Source organism: Streptomyces sp. NPDC102437, from assembly GCF_044765565.1.
Taxonomy (GTDB): Bacteria; Actinomycetota; Actinomycetes; order Streptomycetales; family Streptomycetaceae; genus Streptomyces.
The window spans coordinates 45797-64488 of sequence record NZ_JBIWKI010000015.1; the positions used below are offsets into that span (position 1 = coordinate 45797).

An 18692-nucleotide genomic window follows, 5' to 3' on the forward strand; every position below is an offset into this window, starting at 1 on the left:
GAACACTCCTCGAAGACTGTGGTGGGAACTGCCCTCAGTCCTCCAGCTCCGCGAGCCAGCGCAAGGCGCGCAGCCCCGGTACGAAGCAGTACTCGCCGCCCCGGGTGATCACGAAGCTGGGCAGGTTTTGCAGACGGCGCCGGATCGGTTTCTCCGGGATGGTGAGGGTGCCGGTCCCGCCGTGATGCCCGGCCACCGCGTCCTTTTCGCCGGGGTAGCCGATGAAGTTGCCGTCGTTGATCCACTGGGCCTTGATGAACTCGAACTGCCTTTCCAGATGGGTGCCGAGGAACACTCCGACCAGTCCGCGGTCGGCGCCGTCGTCCTCCAGCACACCCTCCGGTAGTGGCGGCCCGTAGGTGGTGCCGCGGCGGATGAGGCGATGCATCCGTGCGTCGCCGATGATGGTGGAGTCGCGAGGGTTGGTGCGCCGGATGTGGGCACCGGCGGGGCACCGATAGCCGCGATCGTCGTTCTCCCGGTACAGGAAGTTGTTGACGCGGTGAGGATCAGCGGCCAGCTCCGGGTCGTCGTGTTCCGGCGCCAGTGCCAGCGGCGCCCCGCTGGGCCACCGCCCCACCATTTTGGCCGCCAGGAGTGCCTCCTCCTCGGCGTCGGAGCTGTTCGCGCGCAGAAACCGGCGCCAGGCCGCCACGTTGGTGTGGGCCTTACGCACGGCTGCGTAGGTCCCGTTGCGGCCGAGCACGTCGGGGGTGGGCATGGGTGGCAGGCTGCCGGTTTCGTCGGGGTAGCCGAGGATGAACTCGCCGGCCTGGATGGGGGCTTCCTGTGGGTTGGAGCCGGGCAGCCCGACGCCCTCGATGTTCGGATGGCTGATGCCGTCCCGGAAGCCGAAGGTGGTGCGCCCGGTGGGGAGCTGGCGGACCTCCTGCTGCCAGATCACCTGGACACCGGGCGTGGCCTTGAATGCGACCCGCGCCTGCTCCAGCTTCTTGCTCAGCTGTGCCGCATCGGAGGCGAGGGCGCTCAACGCGATGTGGACATCGCCCGTTCCGAACGGTGCCTCCCAGTGGGCCGGCGCACTCTCGCCCACGTCGCCGATCAGCTCCGCCCGAGCGGCCATGCCCTCACGAAAGGCCTGCGGAAAGCTGTCCAGCGACTCCTGGGGCACCCCCAGGGCCCGCAGCCCCTGATAGGTGAACGCCACCGCCACCCAGGCATCCTGGCTCCGGTCCGCGCTGGGCAGACCACCCGAGGTCACCGGAAGCAGCCGCCGCAGCAGGGCGCGCCCGGCGTGGCGGTCATCGACGCGCAGGAAGATGTACTTTCCCTCGTAGGGCACAGGCCGCGGACGTAGGGCCCCGCTCTGGACGTCGTCGATCTCGATGCGCACGCCGGCCGCGCCTTGGCTGTCCGCAGTGTTCATGATCGTTTGTGCCTCCACATCGGTCTCTGCCTGGGCAGCCCTGCGGCGGCCGACCTGGACCGGCTGACGCGGTCCAGCATCGGGTTGGGTCGGCGGGTCGGTTGTGTCCGGCTCCCGGCTCCTATGCCGAGGCTTCCTCCAGCAGCTTCTGGAAGGCTGGTGTGGCCACCAATTCTGCGTTTGCCGGGTTCTCCAGCGCCGTCCGGAACTCGGTGGTGTCCAGCACTTCCTGGAACGCTTCGTCCACGCGCTGGTCCTTGTAGATCTGCTGGACGGTCAGTTCGGGGTAGGCGCTGACGAAGACCTTTGCGGGCTCCTGGTGGGCGAGGAACCAGTCCTTGACCCCTGGATCCTTGATGCCGGGGAACCCTTCGCTGTGCCTGAAGACCTTGTCGAAGCGTTCCCCGACCACCGTCTTGGCGAAGTCGTCGATGTAGGTGTCCCAGGAGCCGTCGAAGACGCTGGCGAACATGAACCTGGTGTCGTTGTCGAAGATGACGTGCCGTGCGTCATGCAGCGTGCCGATCTGGCGCAGCGCCGCATGGACATTCTCGTCATTCGCTGCGTCGCCGAGCCAGGTGAGATCCTCGCGCAATGCATCGGCCTCGCCCGGCTTGATCTTGGTGAAAACGGTGAACTCGTTGGAGACCCCGTCCGTCCTGCCGGGGTGCTCAGGGTGAGCCGACGGGGTTGCTCCTGTCGTTGCGGCCATTGCGAGGTCCTCCTGCCACGGATCGTTGCGAGCGTCCTCAGCGCCCGGACATGAGGCGCGATCGCCCTCACATCTTTGATCCTCCATGCGGCTGAGCTGCCTCGCATCTCGGGCCAGGGGCATTGTGGTCACCTGGGTCGGTGGCTCGAAGCTCCGGCAATTGCGGGGTCGCCTGCCCCGCGTAGCAGGCCGACGCCGGCGGTCCTCGCGTCCCGAGAAGCTCCCGAGGACAGATCTGCCCAGGCGCAGGAAGATGGAATGCGGTGTCCCGTACCGAGTACGTCGTCGTCACCGCCGTCGGGCTGCCACGTCCGCGCGGCCGTGAAGCCAGTGTGGCAGCCCATCGCACACCAAGCCGTTACGCCGCCCAGGCGGCCAGGTCACCCGCTTCCGCCGCTCCTGCTCCACTGGATCGCCACCCGGAGGCAACCATGGGCCACGTCCTCGGTGATGTGCTGGGTTTCGCGGCCGCCGTCGCGGTCAGCCCGCTCCCGATCATCGCCATCATCCTCGTACTCGCCACGCCTCGGGGACGTCTCAACGGAGTCCTCTTCACCGTCGGCTGGATCCTGGGACTCTCGGCACTGGGCGCGGTGATGCTGGCGATCGCTTCCCCCGCAGGTGCCTTTGCCCACAATCATCCGGCCACCTGGGTGGGAGCCCTCAAGCTTGCCCTGGGCCTGTTCCTCGTCCTCTTTGGCGCCAGGCAATGGCACCGGCGCCCGAAGGATCCCTCGCAAGCCCAACTACCGAAGTGGATGGGCGCGATCGACCGTCTCACACCGGTCAAGGTCTTCGCACTCGGACTGGCCTTGGCCGCCCTCAACGCCAAGAACGCCCCCCTGGCCATCGCTGCGGGCGCCTCGATCGGTTCTGCTGGACTGCCGGTCGGGCAGCAGATCGCATCACTGGCAATCTTCGTTCTGATCGCCACTCTGGGCCTGCTGGCCCCGTTGGCACTCTTCCTCCTCGGGGGAGAGCGAGCCAAGATCACGCTCGGCAGCTGGAAGGAGTGGGCAGCTCAGCACAATGTCGCCGTGATGGCCGTCCTGTTCTTCGTCCTCGGGCTGAAGCTGCTCGGAGACGGCATCTCCATCCTCGTCTCCTGATGACAGCCGAGGAGTCGTGTGTGTCGGCTGTGAAGGATGGGCAGTCCGCTCGTTGCTGCGGCGTCACCTGTGGAGCTGACGGCAGCCTCGACGGCAACGACGGCACACACAGACCGTTGATCACGACTATCAGCGATCAGCCGGGAGGACGCCGGGAGGCAACCCCCAATGCCTGCCCGATCCTCGGATCAGAAGGGTGCAGGTTCGAATCCTGCCGAGTGCACAGCAAGTCGAAGGCCCTCAGGAGAAATCCTGAGGGCCTTCGGTGTTATCCGTACAGCAGCGGGCGGCCGGCGCGGCACGGCTCGTTGCCGTGCCGCCCCGGCGTCCGGTCAGCGGGTGGCGAGGAGTTCCAGCGTGTCGATGACGCGGTTCGAGAAGCCCCACTCGTTGTCGTACCAGGCGACCACCTTGATGTGGCGGCCTTCGACGCGGGTGAGGGCCGAGTCGAAGATCGACGAGGCGGGGTTGCCCGTGATGTCGGAGGAGACGAGCGGGTCGTCCGAGTATTCGAGGACGCCGGCGAGCGGTCCCTCGGCCGCGGCACGGTACGCCGCCAGCACGTCGTGGCGCGTCACGTCGCGGGCGACGGTCGTGTTGAGTTCCACGATCGAGCCCACCGGCACCGGTACGCGGATCGAGTCGCCCGACAGCTTGCCTTCGAGGTTCGGCAGGACCAGGCCGATCGCCTTGGCGGCGCCGGTCGTGGTCGGCACGATGTTGACGCCGGCGGCCCGCGCGCGACGGGCGTCGCGGTGCGGACCGTCCTGCAGGTTCTGCTCCTGCGTGTAGGCGTGCACCGTCGTCATGAACCCGTGCTCGATACCGGCGAGTTCGTCGAGGACCGCGGCCAGCGGCGCGAGCGCATTGGTGGTGCAGGAGGCGTTCGAGACGATCGTGTGCACGGCCGGGTCGTAGGCGTCGGTGTTGACCCCGAACGCGAGCGTGACGTCGGCGCCGTCCGACGGCGCGCTGACGAGCACCTTCTTCGCGCCCGCGTCGAGGTGGGCGCGTGCGGCCTTGGCCGAGGTGAAGCGGCCGGTGGCCTCCAGGACGATGTCGACGCCGAGTTCGGCCCAAGGCAGCTGCGCCGGCTCGCGCTCGGCCAGCACCTTGATCCGGTGGCCGTCCACGACGAGGACGTCCCCGTCGACGGACACCGGGCGTCCGAGCCGGCCGGCCGTGCTGTCGTAGGCGAGCAGCCGGGCGAGGGTGGCGGGCTCCGTCAGGTCGTTGACGGCGACGATCTCCAGGGCGCTGTCGCGCTCCAGGAGTGCGCGCAGCACATTGCGTCCGATGCGGCCGAATCCGTTGATGGCGATGCGAGTCATGAGTGGTGTCCCTTTCCTTCGCCACCAGGCTCGCCCGAGGCGCGCGCCGCTGACAGTGGCGGGATCGCCATGGTTCAAAAGGATTCCGCCACGCGGTGTGCCGGACGGGTCACTCGCCCCGGGTGAAGGTGCGCCGGTACTCGCTCGGTGTGGTGCCGAGGATGCGCTGGAAGTGCAGGCGCAGGTTCGCGCCGGTGCCGAGCCCGGCGTCGGCGGCGATCTGTTCGACGCTGCGCTGCGAGCGCTCCAGCAGTTCGCGGGCCAGGTCGATGCGGGCGCGCATCACCCACTGCATCGGCGTGTAGCCGGTCTCCTCGACGAAGCGCCGGGAGAACGTGCGCGGCGAGACCTCGGCCTGCCGCGCCAGTATGTCCAGGGTGAGGGGCTCGCCGAGCCGGTGCAGCACCCACTCGCGGGTGGCGGCGAACCGCTCGCCGAGTGGCTCGGGGACGCTGCGCGGCACGTACTGGGCCTGGCCGCCGCTGCGGTAGGGGGCGGCGACCAGACGCCGGGCGGCGTGGTTGGACGCGGCCACTCCGAGGTCGCCGCGCAGGATGTGCAGGCACAGGTCGATGCCGGAGGCGGCGCCGGCCGAGGTGAGCACACTGCCCTCGTCGACGAACAGCACGTTCTCGTCGACCCGGACGAGCGGATGCCTGGCCATGAGCGCCCGCGTGTAGTGCCAGTGGGTCGTGGCGCGCCTGCCGTCGAGCAGGCCCGTGGCGGCGAGCGCGAAGGCGCCCGTCGAGATGGCGGCGAGCCGCGCGCCCCGGTCGTGGGCGGCGATCAGTGCGTCGACGACGGCCTGCGGCGGGTCTTCGCGGTCAGGGAACCGGTAGCCGGGGACGAAGACGATGTCGGCCCACGCGAGCGCGTCGAGGCCGTGGGCGACGTAGTACGCGAGGCCTTCGCCGCCGGCCACGGGACCGGGCGTGGCCCCGCACACCCGCACCTCGTACGGCATGCTCGCGCGGGTCGCGAAGACCTGCGCGGGAATTCCTACATCGAGCGGCTTCGCGCCTTCGAGTACGAGGACGGCGACGCGATGCAGGCGGGAGGACACAGTAAGAGGTTACGTGTGGTGTGACTTCGGTACTCCCCTACGCGGACCAGACGGTACATTTCGTACAAAAGACCCTAGCCCGTGATGTGGAACGGGGTGTCGGCGCGCTCGTCGCTGTCCAGGCCGCGGACTTCGAACGACTGCTGCTGGTCCGAATCGACGCTGTCCTGCGGGACCGTGACCTCTGCGGCGAAGCCGCCGTCCGGTCCGGCCGTGATGTCGCGTAGGTCGAGTGTGGAGCCGTACGTTCCGTTGAACGTGATGCGCACCTGTTCCCCGGCCGCGAAACCGGAGCCCGTGATCGTGACGGTGGCTCCTATGGCGGCCGAGTCCGGTGCGGCCATGATGCGGGCGGCCGTGGGGGAAGGGGCCGGGGCCGGTGGTGTGGACGGAAGGCTCTGCACGGGGCGCGGGGTGGGCGAGGTGTCCTGCGGGGCCGGGGGCGCCGTGATGGCGGTGGGCGCCTTCGGGGAGTGGCCGCCCGCCACCGTTGTCGCGATCACGGCGGCGACGATGGTGGCCGAGGCGGTGATGACAGCCGCGATGATCACCGTTCGCTGGCTGCGATCGGTCCTTCCGGCCGGGTCGCCGGTGGTGCGGGTGTCGCCGGAGTCGGACACGTGGATTCTCCAACCGGTCATGTTTGAAAAGCAGTTGATCAGAATACTTGGCGTGGCGCTGTGGCGACCTCCGGATTTCCGTCCCGGGACGGGGTTGCCGCGGCCGTCCATTAACGTCGCCTGACGTCGCTCAATGTCTTTCCGGGGGTCGTTCATGGCTGTGGCGTGGCAGTGCACCGGGCTGCGGTGGCCGGACGCGCAGGGGCCGCCCGTGCTGGGCTGGCGGCGGGGCGGGGCCGTACGGGGGAGTGCGCAGGCGTACGGGGCGGAGTTCGGGTTCCGGGCCGAGGGGGAACGGCGGTGCGTCGGGGCGCGCGGGAACGCGTGTCCGGTGGGGGCCGTGGTGTCGGGGCGGAGCACGGGGGCGCGGTGCCCGGAGTGCGCGCGGCTGGACCGGGCGCATTCGGTGGCCGCCGACACGATCGCCGACGATCCGAGGACGTACCGCGTGTATCTCGCCTGGTTCGGGCCGGGGATGGTGAAGGTCGGGATCACCGCCGAGCAGCGGGAGGCGGCGCGGCTGCGCGAGCAGGGGGCCGTGGTGTTCAGCTGGCTGGGGCGGGGGCCGTTGATGGCGTGCCGGCGGACCGAGGAGCTGCTGCGGTCTGCGCTCGGAGTGCCGGACCGGATTCCGTACGCGAGGAAGCGGGCCGTGCGCGGGGCGCTGCCGGGGGCGGCGGAGCGCCGGGCCGAGGTGGCGGAGCTGTACGGGCGGGCCGTGGCGTTGGAGCGGGCCGGGTGGCCGGACTCACTGGAGCGGCTGCCGTTCGAGGCGGTCGACCACGCCGGGCTGTTCGGGCTCGACGGCGCGGTGGAGGTGGCGTGGGCCGTCACCGAGCTGGTGGCCGGGGGCGCGGTCGCGGGGCGGCTGGTGGCGGCGGCCGGGCCCGATCTGCATCTGGCGACGGCGGCGGACGGGGTCGTGGTGCTGGACACCCGGCTGATGACCGGGTGGGAGCTGGTGGCGGCGGACCCGCGGTCCGGGGTGGGGGTGCCGGTGGCGGACATCGGGGGCGGTGGCGTGCAGGGCGGGCTGTTCTGAGATCGTCGGTCCGGTCGGGTCCGGACGGTGAGGAACGGACCGTTACGGGCGGTTGGGAACGGTGGGAGGGGCGCGGGATGAGTGGTGACGCCGACGACGTCGTACGGTTCCTGGAGCGGCTGGAGCTGCCCGGGATCATCGATGTCCATACGCATTTCATGCCGGAGCGGGTGCTGGCCAAGGTCTGGGCGTACTTCGACTCGGCAGGGCCGCTGACCGGGATGGAGTGGCCGATCGAGTACCGCCGCGACGAGGACGAACGCCTCGCGCTGCTGCGTTCGTTCGGCGTGCTCCGGTTCACCTCGATGCTCTACCCGCACAAGCCGGGGATGGCCGCCTGGCTGAACGGCTGGGCGGCCGACTTCGCCCGCCGGGTGCCGGACTGCCTGCACACCGCGACCTTCTACCCGGAGGAGGGCGTGGAGCGGTATGTGCGCGAGGCCGTCGATGCGGGGGCGCGGATCTTCAAGTCGCACCTCCAGGTCGGCGCGTACGACGCCAACGACCCGCTGCTCGATCCGGTCTGGGGGCTGCTCGCGGAGGCCGGGATCCCGGTGGTGATGCACTGCGGCTCGGGGCCGGCGCCCGGCAAGCACACCGGCCCGGAGCCGGTCGGCAGGCTGCTGGCCCGGCATCCGCGGCTGCCGTTGATCGTGGCGCACATGGGGATGCCGGAGTACGCGGAGTTCCTGGCGCTGGCGGAGACGTACCCGCGGGTGCGGCTCGACACGACGATGGCGTTCACGGACTTCACGGAGGACTTCAGCCCGTTCCCGCCCACCGAGCGGGGGCGGCTCGCCGCGCTCGGGGACCGGATTCTGCTGGGCACGGACTTCCCGAACATCCCGTACCCGTACGCCCACCAACTGCACGCGCTGGAACGGCTGGAGCTGGGGGACGACTGGCTTCGGGCGGTCTGTCACGGGAACGCGAGCGCCTTGTTCGGGATCGGCTGACGGTCCGGCGGCGGTGCTGCCGCTTTCTCAGGGAATTCACAGATTCGGGTAAGAGCCCTTTCAGGGGAGCCCCACAGGGTTTGGGGCATGACGACGACCTCGCCCCAGGGGCGCACGGAACTGCTCAGGGCGGACCGCTCCCCGGTCCGGGTGCTGGTGGTGGACGACGAGGCTCCGCTTGCCGAGCTGCTGTCCATGGCCCTGCGTTACGAGGGCTGGGAGGTGCGCAGCGCCGGGGACGGTGCCGGAGCCGTCCGGATGGCGCGCGACTTCCGGCCCGACGCGGTGATCCTCGACGTGATGCTGCCCGACACGGACGGCTTCGCCGTGCTCGGCAGGCTGCGGCGGGAGCTCGCCGAGGTCCCCGTACTGTTCCTGACCGCGCGCGACGCGGTGGAGGACCGGATCGCCGGCCTCACGGCGGGCGGCGACGACTACGTCACCAAGCCGTTCAGCCTGGAGGAGGTCGTGGCGCGGCTGCGCGGGCTGATCCGGCGCTCGGGCACGGCGGCGGTGCGCAGCGAGTCGACGCTCGTCGTCGGCGATCTGATGCTCGACGAAGACAGCCACGAGGTCAGCCGGGGCGGGACGTCCATCCACCTCACCGCGACCGAGTTCGAGCTGCTGCGCTTCCTGATGCGCAATCCGCGGCGGGTGCTGAGCAAGGCGCAGATCCTCGACCGGGTCTGGAACTACGACTTCGGCGGGCAGGCGAACGTCGTCGAGCTGTACATCTCGTACCTGCGCAAGAAGATCGACGCGGGACGGTCATCGATGATCCACACCCGGCGCGGGGCGGGGTACCTCATCAGGCCCGGTGAGTAGGTGTCCCCGCAGGTGGTGGGGGCCGTGGACGCTGCGGACCCGGCTGGTGGTCTCGGCGGTCACGCTGACCGCCGTCGTCGCCGCGGTCATCGGGACGGTCACCACCATCGCCTACCACAGCTACATGTACGGCAAGCTCGACGACCAGTTGGCCGCCATCGCCGTACGGGCCGAGAAACCGCCCGGTGGGGGCCCGATGCCCGGCGGCGGTGTGCCGCGGAGCCTCGACCCGCTGGCCTTCGTGGACGGGCGCGGGCTGCCCGTCGGCGCCTTCGGGGCCGTGGTGGCGGACGGCGCGGTCACCTCGTCACGCGTGGTCGTGGAGACCAGCACCCCCTGGCCCGGGGCCGAGGATGTCGGGCAGCCGATGACCGCGGCCCAGAGCAAGGCACTGGCGGCGGCGGACCTCTCCGTCGGACAGGACCCGCGCACCGTCGACCTGCCGGGGCTCGCGCCGGCCGGGTGGAGGCGGTCGCGGACCCGCACGGGACGACCGTCCTCGTCGGTATCCCCGCCACCGAGGTGGGCTCGGCGCTCACCACCCTGATCGTCGTCGAGGTCTGCATAACCGGCGCCGGCCTGATCGCGGGCGCCGTCATCGTCGGTGTCGCGCTGCGTCCGCTGCGCCGGGTCGCCGCGACCGTGACCCTGGTCTGCGAACTCCCGCTGCACAGCGGCAACTTCATCGCGGGCGGCATGGGCGGGGGAGGCGGCGGCAACGGCACCTCCTCGCAGGTCTCCTCCTGGGTGGAGGAGAACTTCAAGGAGGTCACGGCCGGCAGCGCCACCTTCTACGACCTGACCCGGCCGAAGGAGAACAGCTGAGGCTCAGCGCCGCAGCGACAGATCGGCGACGACGGGGCGGTGGTCCGAGGCAAGCGTCTCGGCCACCGCCGCTTCGCGTACCCGCACCGTGTCCTTCGACACCGCCACGTAGTCGATCCGCTGCACCGGATCCTGTGCCGGGTACGTGGGACCGCCGGGCTCCACGTCGTCAAGCTCCTGCCACAGCGGGGCCAACTCCGGTGCGGCCGGTGCCGCGTTGAGGTCGCCGAGCAGGATCTGCCGCACCGGCTTCCGTCCCGCCGCCCGGTCCTCGGCCATGATCCGGCGGGTGTCGGCCACCTGGGCGATCCGGACGGACGGGTCGCCGCGGTAGTCGAGGTGCGTCGCGTACACGTGCACGGGCAGCCCCTTCACCCGCAGCACCACCTCACCGAAGCCGGGCGCGGGCGCCGGTACCGGGTTCGGGACCTGGGTGGAGAGCCGGGTGATGTCGTGGTTCTCGGCGCTCACGATCGGGTACCGGGACAGCACCGCGACGCCGAACTCCCGCATCGGCGCACCCGGCGCCGCCGGATCGAGCCGGTAGACCGGGGCGAACGACACCGCCATGCCCAGCCGCTCGGCCAGCTCGCCCGCCAGGTCGCGCCACTGACTGCGATCACCCCAGTGGACGTCGACCTCCTGGAGTCCGATCACATCGGCGTCCAGCGAGCGCAGCTCGGCGGCCTGCCGGTCGAGATCGAAGACGTTGTCCATGCCGGCGCCCGCATGGATGTTGTACGTGGCCACCCGCAGCGGCACCGAGCGCCCGTGCCCCTGGCCCGCCGCCGTCGCGGGCGGCACGAGGACGCCCCCCAACAGCCCTGCCGCGACCAGCACTTCCACCGTACGACGACGCAGTGTCATACCACTCCAGCCCTTGTCGGATCAGCGGCGAGCACCGTACCGCGGGCGCACCACGGCCGTACGGAGCGGAAAGCGAAATTGTGTTGTACGCCGTACAGGGAAAGCTATACGGTGTACAACGTTTGCTACCCGTACACCGTATAAGGGATCAGGAGCCCGTATGACGGCGACCGCCGCCGAGCAGAACCACCTCTCGTCGCCGAGCCATCCGCAACGCTGGCTGATCCTCGGCGTCATCTGTCTGGCACAGCTGACCGTGCTGCTCGACAACACAGTTCTCAACGTCGCGATCCCCTCCCTCACCCGGGAGCTGGACGCCTCCACCGCCGATGTGCAGTGGATGATCAACGCCTATTCGCTGGTCCAGTCGGGCCTGCTGCTCACGGCCGGCAGCTCCGCCGACCGCTACGGCCGCAAGAAGATGCTGATCACCGGGCTCGCCCTGTTCGGCATCGGCTCGCTGGTGGCCGGGCTGGCCCAGACGTCCGTACAGCTGATCGCCGCCCGCGCGGGCATGGGCATCGGCGGTGCGCTGCTGATGACCACCACGCTCGCCGTCGTCGTGCAGATCTTCGACGAGACCGAGCGCGTCAAGGCGATCGGCATCTGGTCGACCGTCAGCTCGCTCGGCTTCGCCGTCGGACCGCTGATCGGCGGAGTGATGCTCGACCACTTCTGGTGGGGCGCGATCTTCCTGATCAACATCCCGGTCGCGGTCGTCGGACTGGTCGCCGTGGCCCGGCTCGTCCCGGAGTCCAGGAGCGCCGGCGGCGAGCGCCCCGACCTGTTCGGCGCGCTGCTCTCCACCATCGGCATGGCATCCCTCGTGTACGCGATCATCTCCGGCCCGGGACACGGCTGGACGTCGGGGCAGGTGCTGCTGACCGCCTTCGTCGGGGTCGCCGTCCTGACCGGATTCGTGCTGTGGGAGCTGCACATCCCCCACCCGATGCTCGACATGCACTTCTTCCGGAACCAGAAGTTCATCGGGGCGGTCGCGGGCGCGATCCTGGTCGCCTTCGGGATGGGTGGCTCGCTCTTCCTGCTCACCCAGCAGCTCCAGTTCGTGCTCGGCTACGGGCCGCTGGAGGCCGGTCTGCGCACCGCTCCGCTGGCGCTGAGCGTCGTCGCGCTCAACCTCACCGGACTGGGCGCCAGGCTGGTGCCCAAGCTGGGAACGCCGGTCACCATCGCGTCCGGGATGAGCCTGCTGGCCGCAGGCCTGGCCGCGATCGCTCTGCTGGGCGGCGACGGCTACGGCGGCACGCTGCTCGGCCTGGTCGTCATGGGCGCCGGCATCGCGCTCGCCATGCCCGCCATGGCCAACGCGATCATGAGCGCCATTCCGCCGGAGAAGGCGGGGGTGGGCGCCGGGGTCAACGGGACCCTCGCCGAGTTCGGCAACGGCCTGGGGGTCGCCGTCCTCGGCGCGGTGCTCAACTCGCGGTTCGCGGCTCTGGTGCCGGCGGCGGTCGGGGCGGCTTCGCTGCCTGCCGCGCTCGCCTCCGCGGCCGACGCCGGGGAGCGGGCCCGGATCACCGACGCCTTCGCCTCGGGGCTGGAGGCCAGCCAGCTCTTCGGAGCGGTCGCGGTGCTGGTCGGCGGCCTGCTCGCCGCCGTGCTGCTGCGCCGCGCGGAGCGGACGGAATCCGCACGGGCGGACTCCACCGGCACCGTGGAGGCGGCATAGCATCGGGGAGAGGCGCGCCGGACCGTAACGGATCCGCTCCGCGCGCGGGTCACGCGTACGCGGCCGGTCCGCCCCGCCGGCAAGACGAGGAGAGTGCGCCATGGTGTCCGCGGCCGACCGTGTGAAGAACCCCGCCAGGACCAGCGTGTGGCTGGATCAGCGGACACCGTCGCGCACCCGCAAACCGGACCAGGCGGCGGGCCTGGACCGGGAGAGGATCACCGCGACCTCGGTCCGGCTGCTGGACGCCGAGGGGCTCGCCAAGTTCTCCATGCGCAGGCTCGCCGCCGAGCTCGATGTCACCGCGATGTCCCTGTACTGGTACGTGGACACCAAGGACGACCTGCTGGAACTGGCCCTGGACTCGGTCTACAGCGAGTTCACGCCTCCGAAGGAGGACGCGCACTGGCACGACCGGCTGCGCGGGCTGGCCACCGAGTACCGGGAGCTGCTCGTCCGGCACGTCTGGGTGTCGATGCTCGCCGGGCACTTCCTCAACATCGGCCCGCACGCGATGCTGATGTCGTACGCCGTCCAGGACGTGATCCGGGCGACCGGCCTGCCGCTGGAACGCCAGACCGGCGCGCTCTCCGCGGTCTTCCAGTTCGTGTACGGATTCGGCACGGTCGAGGGCCACTTCGCGCAGCGCAGCGCGGCCGCCGGACTCAGCCAGGAGCAGTACTACCAGCAGGCGATGGCCACGATCCGCGACCAGCCGCATCTCAGCGACATCATGGAGTCCTCCCAGGAAGTGATGGACGCCCGCGGCGGCGACACGGTCGAGGAGATGCGCGACCGGGACTTCACCTTCGCCCTGGACCTGCTGATAGCGGGCATCGAGGCGATGCGGGACCGCTGAGTGGCGGTGCGGGATCGCTGAGTGGCGGTGCGGGATCGCTGAGATCCCGCATCGCCCCTTCTCCTTGATCTCCTGCCCGCGTGGTCAGCCGTCGGCCGCCAGACGGGCCGGGAAGCCGCCGGTGGCGATCGGCCCCCATCGCTCCGGAGTGATCCGGATGATCGACTTCCCCTGCTTCACCATCGCCGCCCGGTACTCGTCCCAGTCCGGGTGCTCCCCCGAGATGTTCCGGAAGTACTCGACGAGCGGTTCGACCGACTCGGGCGAGTCGATCACCTCGGCCGACCCGTCGACCTGGACCCACGGCCCGTTCCAGTCGTCCGACAGCACGATCACGCTGACCCGCGCGTCCCGCTTCGCGTTGCGGGTCTTGGCCCGCTCGGGGTACGTCGAGACGACGATCCGGCCCGCGTCGTCCACCCCGCAGGTCAGCGGGGAGCCCTGGGGGCGGCCGTCGGACCGGGTGGTCAGCAGGATCGCCCGGTGCCTGGGCCGTACGAAGGCCAGCAACTCGTCGAGTTCCACGGCCGTGTTCGTCGCGATATTGGGTGCCATGTCCGCAGACTACGACGACGGTCACTCACCCCGCGCGGTGAGTGCAGCGGCAGGGAATCACCCCGCACGCCGACCAGGACGGCAGGGAATCACCCCGCACGGTGACTACGACGGCAGGGACTCACCCTGCACGGCCTGGATGTCGAGCTCCACCCGCAGCGTCGTACCGATCGCCGAGATGCCGGCCTGCACCACCTGGTTGTAGTTCATGGCGAAGTCCTCGCGGCGCAACTCCGCCGTGGCGCTGAAAGCCGCACGCACCCCGCCCCACGGGTCCGGGCCCGTGCCGAGGTAGCTCAGGTTCAGGTCGACCGGGCGTTCGACCCCGTGCATCGACAGCCGGCCGTGGACGGTCCAGCGGTCGGGGCCGGCGGGGGTGAGCCCGATGGAGCGGTACGTGATCTCGGGGAAGCGGTCCGAGTCGAGGAAGTCGGGCGACCGCAGGTGCTTGTCGCGCATGCCGTTGCCGGTGTCGATGCTCGCCGCGCTGATGACGGCGTCGATCCGGGACCGGTGGACCTCCTCCGAGATCTCGATCCGGCCGCTGAACTCGGTGAACCGGCCGTGCACGCTGGAGATCCCCAGGTGCTGCGCGACCGCGGCCACCGAGGAGTGCGCCGGGTCCAGCGACCAGGGGCCCGGCGGCGGCAGCTCCACGCCGCCCTGGCGGGTCAGCACCACCGTGCCGGCCTCGACCCGTCCGCTCGCCGTGACGAGGGCGGTGGAGGCGGCGGGGGCGTACCCGACCGCCGTGACGATCACCGTGTAGGCGCCGGCCTGGAGCGGAGCGTCGGTCCGCACCGCCCCGTCCTCGTCGGCATCGGCCCGCAGCACCTGCGTGCCGGTCATGTCGGTGACCGTCACGACGGCGTGCTGGACCGCCCAGCCGTCCCGCGTCCGTACCTGTGCGCGAAGTCCCATCCCGTTTTCTCTCCTTGCTCAATGACTCAATGAGTCGGGCCCCGGGGCGGGGACGGCAGGCCGTCCCCTGCCTGCCGTCCGCGCCACCGGGGCCCATTTCCACCGGCCGGTACAGCGTCTCCGCTCGAAACGCCGACCCGCCAGGGGTCTGTGATTACTCGCTGATCACTCGCCGGGGTGAGCGAGCACGATGTCGTGGCCGTCGGCCCCGCGACCGGCGACGGTCAGGGCGCTCGCCACCGGCGGGTAGCCGGTCGCGATGACCGAGTACTCGCCCGCGTCCAGGTCGGTGAAGGCGTACGCCCCGTCCTCCCCGGTCGTCGAGGTGGCGACCACATTGCCCGCCGCGTCGACCAGCGTGACCCGGGCGTCCGGCAGCGGCCGCCGCGCGGAACCGGCCCGCACGACGCCCTGGACCAGCGCACCGGACTGCAGCGCGGCCTCGACCCGGGTGACGCCCTGGCCGCCGATCTCCACCGGCAGCGCCAGCGGACGGAAGCCGACGGCGTTCACCGCAACGGTCACCGAACCGGGGACCAGCTCACCGAAGGTGAACTCGCCCGCCTCGCCGGACTTGCCGGTGGCCAGCACATCGCCGCGCACATCGGTCACGATGACCACGGCGCCGTCCACCGGGGCGGCGGTCTCCGCGGCGCGCACGACGCCGGCCAGTCCGCTCGTACCGGGGAGCAGGATGTCGTACACGAGCGGCTCGTCACCGACGACCACCGTGGACGCCTGCGGCTGGAAGCCGTCGGCGGAGGCGATCAGGACGTAGGAGCCGGAGCCCGGCGCGTCCAGACCGTAGCTGCCGTCGGCCTGGGCGACGGAGCGCCCCAGCTGCCGGCCGGCCAGCGAGATCAGCGTGACGGCGGCCCGTGCGACGGGCGCGCCCTCGGCACCGCGCACCACACCGCGCACGGACGTGCCGTGCAGGGTGGCGACCGGGGCCTCCAGGGTGTCGACCGAGGTGGCCGTGGCGGTGGCGGCCGCCTGGGAGACCGGCTCGTCGGCGACGGCGGCCGGAGCCTCGGACGCCTCGGCCGCCTTGGTGGCCGGGGCCTCGCTCGAAGCGTTGGACTTCAGGGCGACCTCCTTGATGAAGATCGTGATCAGGAAAGCGATCAGCGCGGCCGGAGCGGCGTACAGGAAGACATCGCCGACACCGTGCCCGTAGGCGCTCTCCACGACCGTACGGAACGGCGCGGGCAGCTTGTCCAGGTCGGGGATGCCCCCGCCGCCGGTACCGCCGTGACCCATGGCCGCACCCTTGGGGCCGAGCTCCGCGAGACCGTCCTTGACGTAGTGGGTGACACGGTTCGCCATGACGGCGCCCAGCGCCGAGACGCCGATCGCACCACCGAGGGAACGGAAGAAGGTCACGACGGAGCTGGCCGAACCGAGGTCGGACGGGGCGACCTGGTTCTGCGCGGCGAGCACGAGGTTCTGCATCATCATGCCGATGCCGAGACCCATGACGGCCATGAAGACCGCGATGTGCCAGTACTCCGTGTCGTGCCGGATGGTGCCGAGCAGCCCGAGCCCGGCGGTGACCAGGAAGCCACCGCTGACCAGCCAGGCCTTCCAGCGGCCGGTCTTGGTGATGATCTGGCCGGAGACGGTCGAGGAGACGAACAGGCCCGCGATCATGGGGATCGTCATGACGCCCGACATCGTCGGCGACTTGCCGCGCGCCAGCTGGAAGTACTGGCTGAAGAAGACGGTGCCCGCGAACATCGCGATACCGACGAACAGCGAGGCCAGCGAGGCCAGCGTGATGGTGCGGTTACGGAAGAGGCGCAGCGGGATGATCGGCTCGCTGGCCTTGGACTCGACGGCGATGAAGATCCCGGCGAGCACGAGGGAACCGATGACCATCGCGGCGGTCTGCCAGGACAGCCAGTCGTACTTGTCGCCCGCGAAGGTCACCCAGACGAGCAGCAGCGACACGGCGGCGCTGATGAAGAACGCGCCCCACCAGTCGACCTTGACCTCACGCTTCACGACCGGGAGCTTCAGCGTCTTCTGGAGCACGATCAGCGCGATGACCGCGAACGGCACGCCGACGTAGAAGCACCAGCGCCAGCCCATCCAGCTGGTGTCGGTGATGACACCGCCGAGCAGCGGTCCACCGACGGTGGCGACAGCGAACACCGCACCGATGTATCCGCTGTAGCGACCGCGCTCACGCGGGGCGATCATGGCCGCCATCACGATCTGCGCGAGGGCGGAGAGACCGCCGACGCCGATGCCCTGGACGACACGGCAGGCGATCAGCATGCCGCTGCTGGTCGACATACCGGCGACGACCGAGCCCGCGACGTAGATGATCAGGGCTATCTGGACCAGCAGCTTCTTGCTGAACAGGTCGGAGAGCTTGCCCCACAGGGGGGTGGTGGCGGTCATCGCCAGCAGCGAGGCCGTGACCACCCAGGTGTAGGCGCTCTGGCCGCCGCCGAGGTCGGAGATGATCTCGGGCAGTGCGTTCGAGACGACGGTCGACGACAGGATCGCGACGAACATGCCGAGCATGAGCCCGGCCAGCGCTTCCATGATCTGCCGGTGTGTCATCGGCGCGCCGGACGGGGAATCGGATGATCCCCCGTGCTTGGCGTGGCCGCCCCGCACACCGGTTGGTGTGGTCGTAGCCATTTAAGTCCTTGTCTTTGCTTCTGTTACACGGGTGTACGGGTGTGCGCGTCGTTGCCGCTGTGGACGTGCCGGGAACGGCAGTCGCCGCCGTGCTTTCCGGGGCCGCACTCGCTGGGCGCGCGACAGACGAAGCTGTCGCGCAGCCGGGCCAACAGCGTGTTGAGCTGGCCGACCTCGTCGTCCGACCAGTCGGAGAGGTTGTGGGCGAACATCTCGGTGGTCCGCCGGTTCAGGTCGCCGAGCACGTCCTGTCCGTCGGGGGTCAGCCGCAGGATGCGGGACCGCTTGTCCGCCGGATCCGGGGACCGTTCGATCCAGCCACGCTCTGCCACATGGGCGACATGACGGCTGGTCACCGACATGTCGACGTCCATCAGTTCGGCCAGTCGGGTGATCCGCATCTCACCGTGCTGCCTGAGAAGAGCCAGCACGGCGGCGGAGCCACCCGGACATTCGGCGGGCAGGATACGGGCGAGACCCCTTTTGACAGCCCCTACGGCACTCAGCTGCCGGGCCAGTTCTTCGTACTGACTCCGTGCGGCCATGGGACCCCCAGACATCTCACCGGTTCATCTTGTTGCTTAGGGCAACCATAGAAGCCGTTGGTTGCTGCAGGCAAACGAAAAGGGGGCTTGCAGAAGTAAAGGAAAGCAAAAGGCTGCGTACGGCTCGGGTCAAAGTCCCAGCGTGTGGGGTGCGGGTGGTGCGGGGTGTGTGTCGTGCCACAGACGAGACGGACGGTGCCCGCTCCGGACGGGGCCGCTGCGTGAAGGAACGGGCACTCCCGGTGTACGGGCAGCGGGACGCGCGCCCGCGCGGGACCGGCACGCCCCGCAAGTGCCGCACGGAAAAAGTGAGTTGCTGAAAGGTGCCCGCACCGAATCCCACAACTGACCTGTGTACGTTCCTGAATCCGGCCCGGCACGCCCTCGCGGCCCACTGCGCAGGACCCCGCTCGGCAGCGGCGTACCGGCCACTTCCCCAGCGGCCCCCGGCCTTGGCCTCGACCCTTCCCCGACCCGGGGGTTGGGCCGCAACGCCGAGTTCGCTAGGGTCCTGGCACATGGCACACAACCCCCACGCCCCGCAGGGCCCCGAGGGCAACCACGACCCGGCCGGCAGCACCCAGATGTTCCGCGCCTTCGTCGACGAGGGCGAGCCGCAGCGCCGTCAGCAGCAGCCCGCCGCCTCGTCCGGACCGCGCGTCGGGGTGATCGCCGCCGTCGTCGTGGTGATCGTCGCCCTCGCGGCGGTCGCCTGGCTCGCGCTCGGCTGACC

Annotated in this window: 17 protein-coding genes and 1 pseudogene; 8 read left to right on the forward strand and 10 right to left on the reverse strand. The window is 70.3% G+C overall.

Annotated features, from left to right (window positions below; translation table 11 throughout):
* Window positions 1–34 precede the first annotated feature (34 nt).
* Window positions 35–1387 carry a Dyp-type peroxidase gene (locus ACIRJP_RS20620; RefSeq protein ID WP_404175951.1) on the reverse strand — a complete coding sequence of 451 codons (1353 nt, stop codon included), beginning with the start codon at window positions 1385–1387 and terminating at the stop codon, window positions 35–37.
* A gap of 121 nt (window positions 1388–1508) precedes the next feature.
* On the reverse strand, window positions 1509–2099 hold the full coding sequence (locus tag ACIRJP_RS20625) for a hypothetical protein (RefSeq protein WP_404175954.1): 591 nt from the start codon (window positions 2097–2099) through the stop codon (window positions 1509–1511).
* Between the two features lie 431 nt (window positions 2100–2530).
* On the opposite strand from ACIRJP_RS20625, the gene ACIRJP_RS20630 reads away from it, so the two are divergent.
* Window positions 2531–3208, forward strand: a complete 678-nt coding sequence (locus tag ACIRJP_RS20630; RefSeq protein ID WP_404175957.1) for a GAP family protein — start codon at window positions 2531–2533, stop codon at window positions 3206–3208.
* Between the two features lie 332 nt (window positions 3209–3540).
* Here the strand turns inward: ACIRJP_RS20630 and gap are convergent, their stop codons facing one another.
* The 3 genes from gap to ACIRJP_RS20645 all read right to left on the reverse strand — a co-directional run bounded on the left by gap (window position 3541) and on the right by ACIRJP_RS20645 (window position 6222).
* Entirely contained in the window at window positions 3541–4539 is a 999-nt protein-coding gene (gene gap / locus ACIRJP_RS20635; RefSeq protein ID WP_404175960.1) for a type I glyceraldehyde-3-phosphate dehydrogenase, read from the reverse strand.
* A gap of 109 nt (window positions 4540–4648) precedes the next feature.
* On the reverse strand, window positions 4649–5602 hold the full coding sequence (locus ACIRJP_RS20640; RefSeq protein WP_404175963.1) for a GlxA family transcriptional regulator: 954 nt from the start codon (window positions 5600–5602) through the stop codon (window positions 4649–4651).
* 74 nt (window positions 5603–5676) lie between these two features.
* Window positions 5677–6222 carry a hypothetical protein gene (locus ACIRJP_RS20645; RefSeq protein WP_404175966.1) on the reverse strand — a complete coding sequence of 182 codons (546 nt, stop codon included), beginning with the start codon at window positions 6220–6222 and terminating at the stop codon, window positions 5677–5679.
* A 154-nt stretch (window positions 6223–6376) separates the two neighbouring features.
* Here ACIRJP_RS20645 and ACIRJP_RS20650 point away from each other — a divergent pair, with 154 nt between their 5' ends.
* The 4 genes and pseudogenes from ACIRJP_RS20650 to ACIRJP_RS20665 all read left to right on the forward strand — a co-directional run.
* On the forward strand, window positions 6377–7264 hold the full coding sequence (locus tag ACIRJP_RS20650) for a DUF2797 domain-containing protein (RefSeq protein ID WP_404175969.1): 888 nt from the start codon (window positions 6377–6379) through the stop codon (window positions 7262–7264).
* A 77-nt stretch (window positions 7265–7341) separates the two neighbouring features.
* On the forward strand, window positions 7342–8220 hold the full coding sequence (locus ACIRJP_RS20655) for an amidohydrolase family protein (RefSeq protein ID WP_404175972.1): 879 nt from the start codon (window positions 7342–7344) through the stop codon (window positions 8218–8220).
* A gap of 87 nt (window positions 8221–8307) precedes the next feature.
* Window positions 8308–9045: a response regulator transcription factor gene (locus ACIRJP_RS20660; protein WP_404175975.1), complete on the forward strand. Its 738-nt coding sequence runs from the start codon at window positions 8308–8310 to the stop codon at window positions 9043–9045.
* Window positions 9038–9723 (forward strand): annotated as a pseudogene (locus tag ACIRJP_RS20665) (two-component sensor histidine kinase); the annotation flags it as partial. The gene ACIRJP_RS20660 and the pseudogene ACIRJP_RS20665, both read left to right, overlap by 8 nt.
* Window positions 9724–9873: 150 nt before the next feature.
* Here ACIRJP_RS20665 and ACIRJP_RS20670 read toward each other — a convergent pair.
* Window positions 9874–10737 carry an endonuclease/exonuclease/phosphatase family protein gene (locus ACIRJP_RS20670; RefSeq protein ID WP_404175979.1) on the reverse strand — a complete coding sequence of 288 codons (864 nt, stop codon included), beginning with the start codon at window positions 10735–10737 and terminating at the stop codon, window positions 9874–9876.
* A gap of 160 nt (window positions 10738–10897) precedes the next feature.
* Between ACIRJP_RS20670 and ACIRJP_RS20675 the strand changes: the two genes are divergently transcribed.
* Complete coding sequence (locus ACIRJP_RS20675; protein ID WP_404175982.1) at window positions 10898–12427, forward strand: MFS transporter; 1530 nt, start codon at window positions 10898–10900, stop codon at window positions 12425–12427.
* A gap of 100 nt (window positions 12428–12527) precedes the next feature.
* Window positions 12528–13286, forward strand: a complete 759-nt coding sequence (locus ACIRJP_RS20680) for a TetR/AcrR family transcriptional regulator (RefSeq protein ID WP_404175985.1) — start codon at window positions 12528–12530, stop codon at window positions 13284–13286.
* An 84-nt stretch (window positions 13287–13370) separates the two neighbouring features.
* Here ACIRJP_RS20680 and ACIRJP_RS20685 read toward each other — a convergent pair whose 3' ends face one another.
* The 4 genes from ACIRJP_RS20685 to ACIRJP_RS20700 form a co-directional block, all read right to left on the reverse strand.
* Window positions 13371–13841: a PPOX class F420-dependent oxidoreductase gene (locus tag ACIRJP_RS20685; protein ID WP_404175988.1), complete on the reverse strand. Its 471-nt coding sequence runs from the start codon at window positions 13839–13841 to the stop codon at window positions 13371–13373.
* Between the two features lie 105 nt (window positions 13842–13946).
* Window positions 13947–14762 carry a YceI family protein gene (locus ACIRJP_RS20690; RefSeq protein ID WP_404175991.1) on the reverse strand — a complete coding sequence of 272 codons (816 nt, stop codon included), beginning with the start codon at window positions 14760–14762 and terminating at the stop codon, window positions 13947–13949.
* A 165-nt stretch (window positions 14763–14927) separates the two neighbouring features.
* Window positions 14928–17414 (reverse strand): MFS transporter, encoded by a 2487-nt coding sequence (locus tag ACIRJP_RS20695; protein WP_404175994.1) that lies wholly within the window; start codon window positions 17412–17414, stop codon window positions 14928–14930.
* Window positions 17415–17437: 23 nt separating this feature from the next.
* Window positions 17438–17959: a MarR family winged helix-turn-helix transcriptional regulator gene (locus ACIRJP_RS20700; protein WP_404175997.1), complete on the reverse strand. Its 522-nt coding sequence runs from the start codon at window positions 17957–17959 to the stop codon at window positions 17438–17440.
* Window positions 17960–18477: 518 nt separating this feature from the next.
* Between ACIRJP_RS20700 and ACIRJP_RS20705 the strand changes: the two genes are divergently transcribed.
* Window positions 18478–18690, forward strand: a complete 213-nt coding sequence (locus tag ACIRJP_RS20705; protein WP_351260271.1) for a hypothetical protein — start codon at window positions 18478–18480, stop codon at window positions 18688–18690.
* Window positions 18691–18692: the final 2 nt, after the last annotated feature.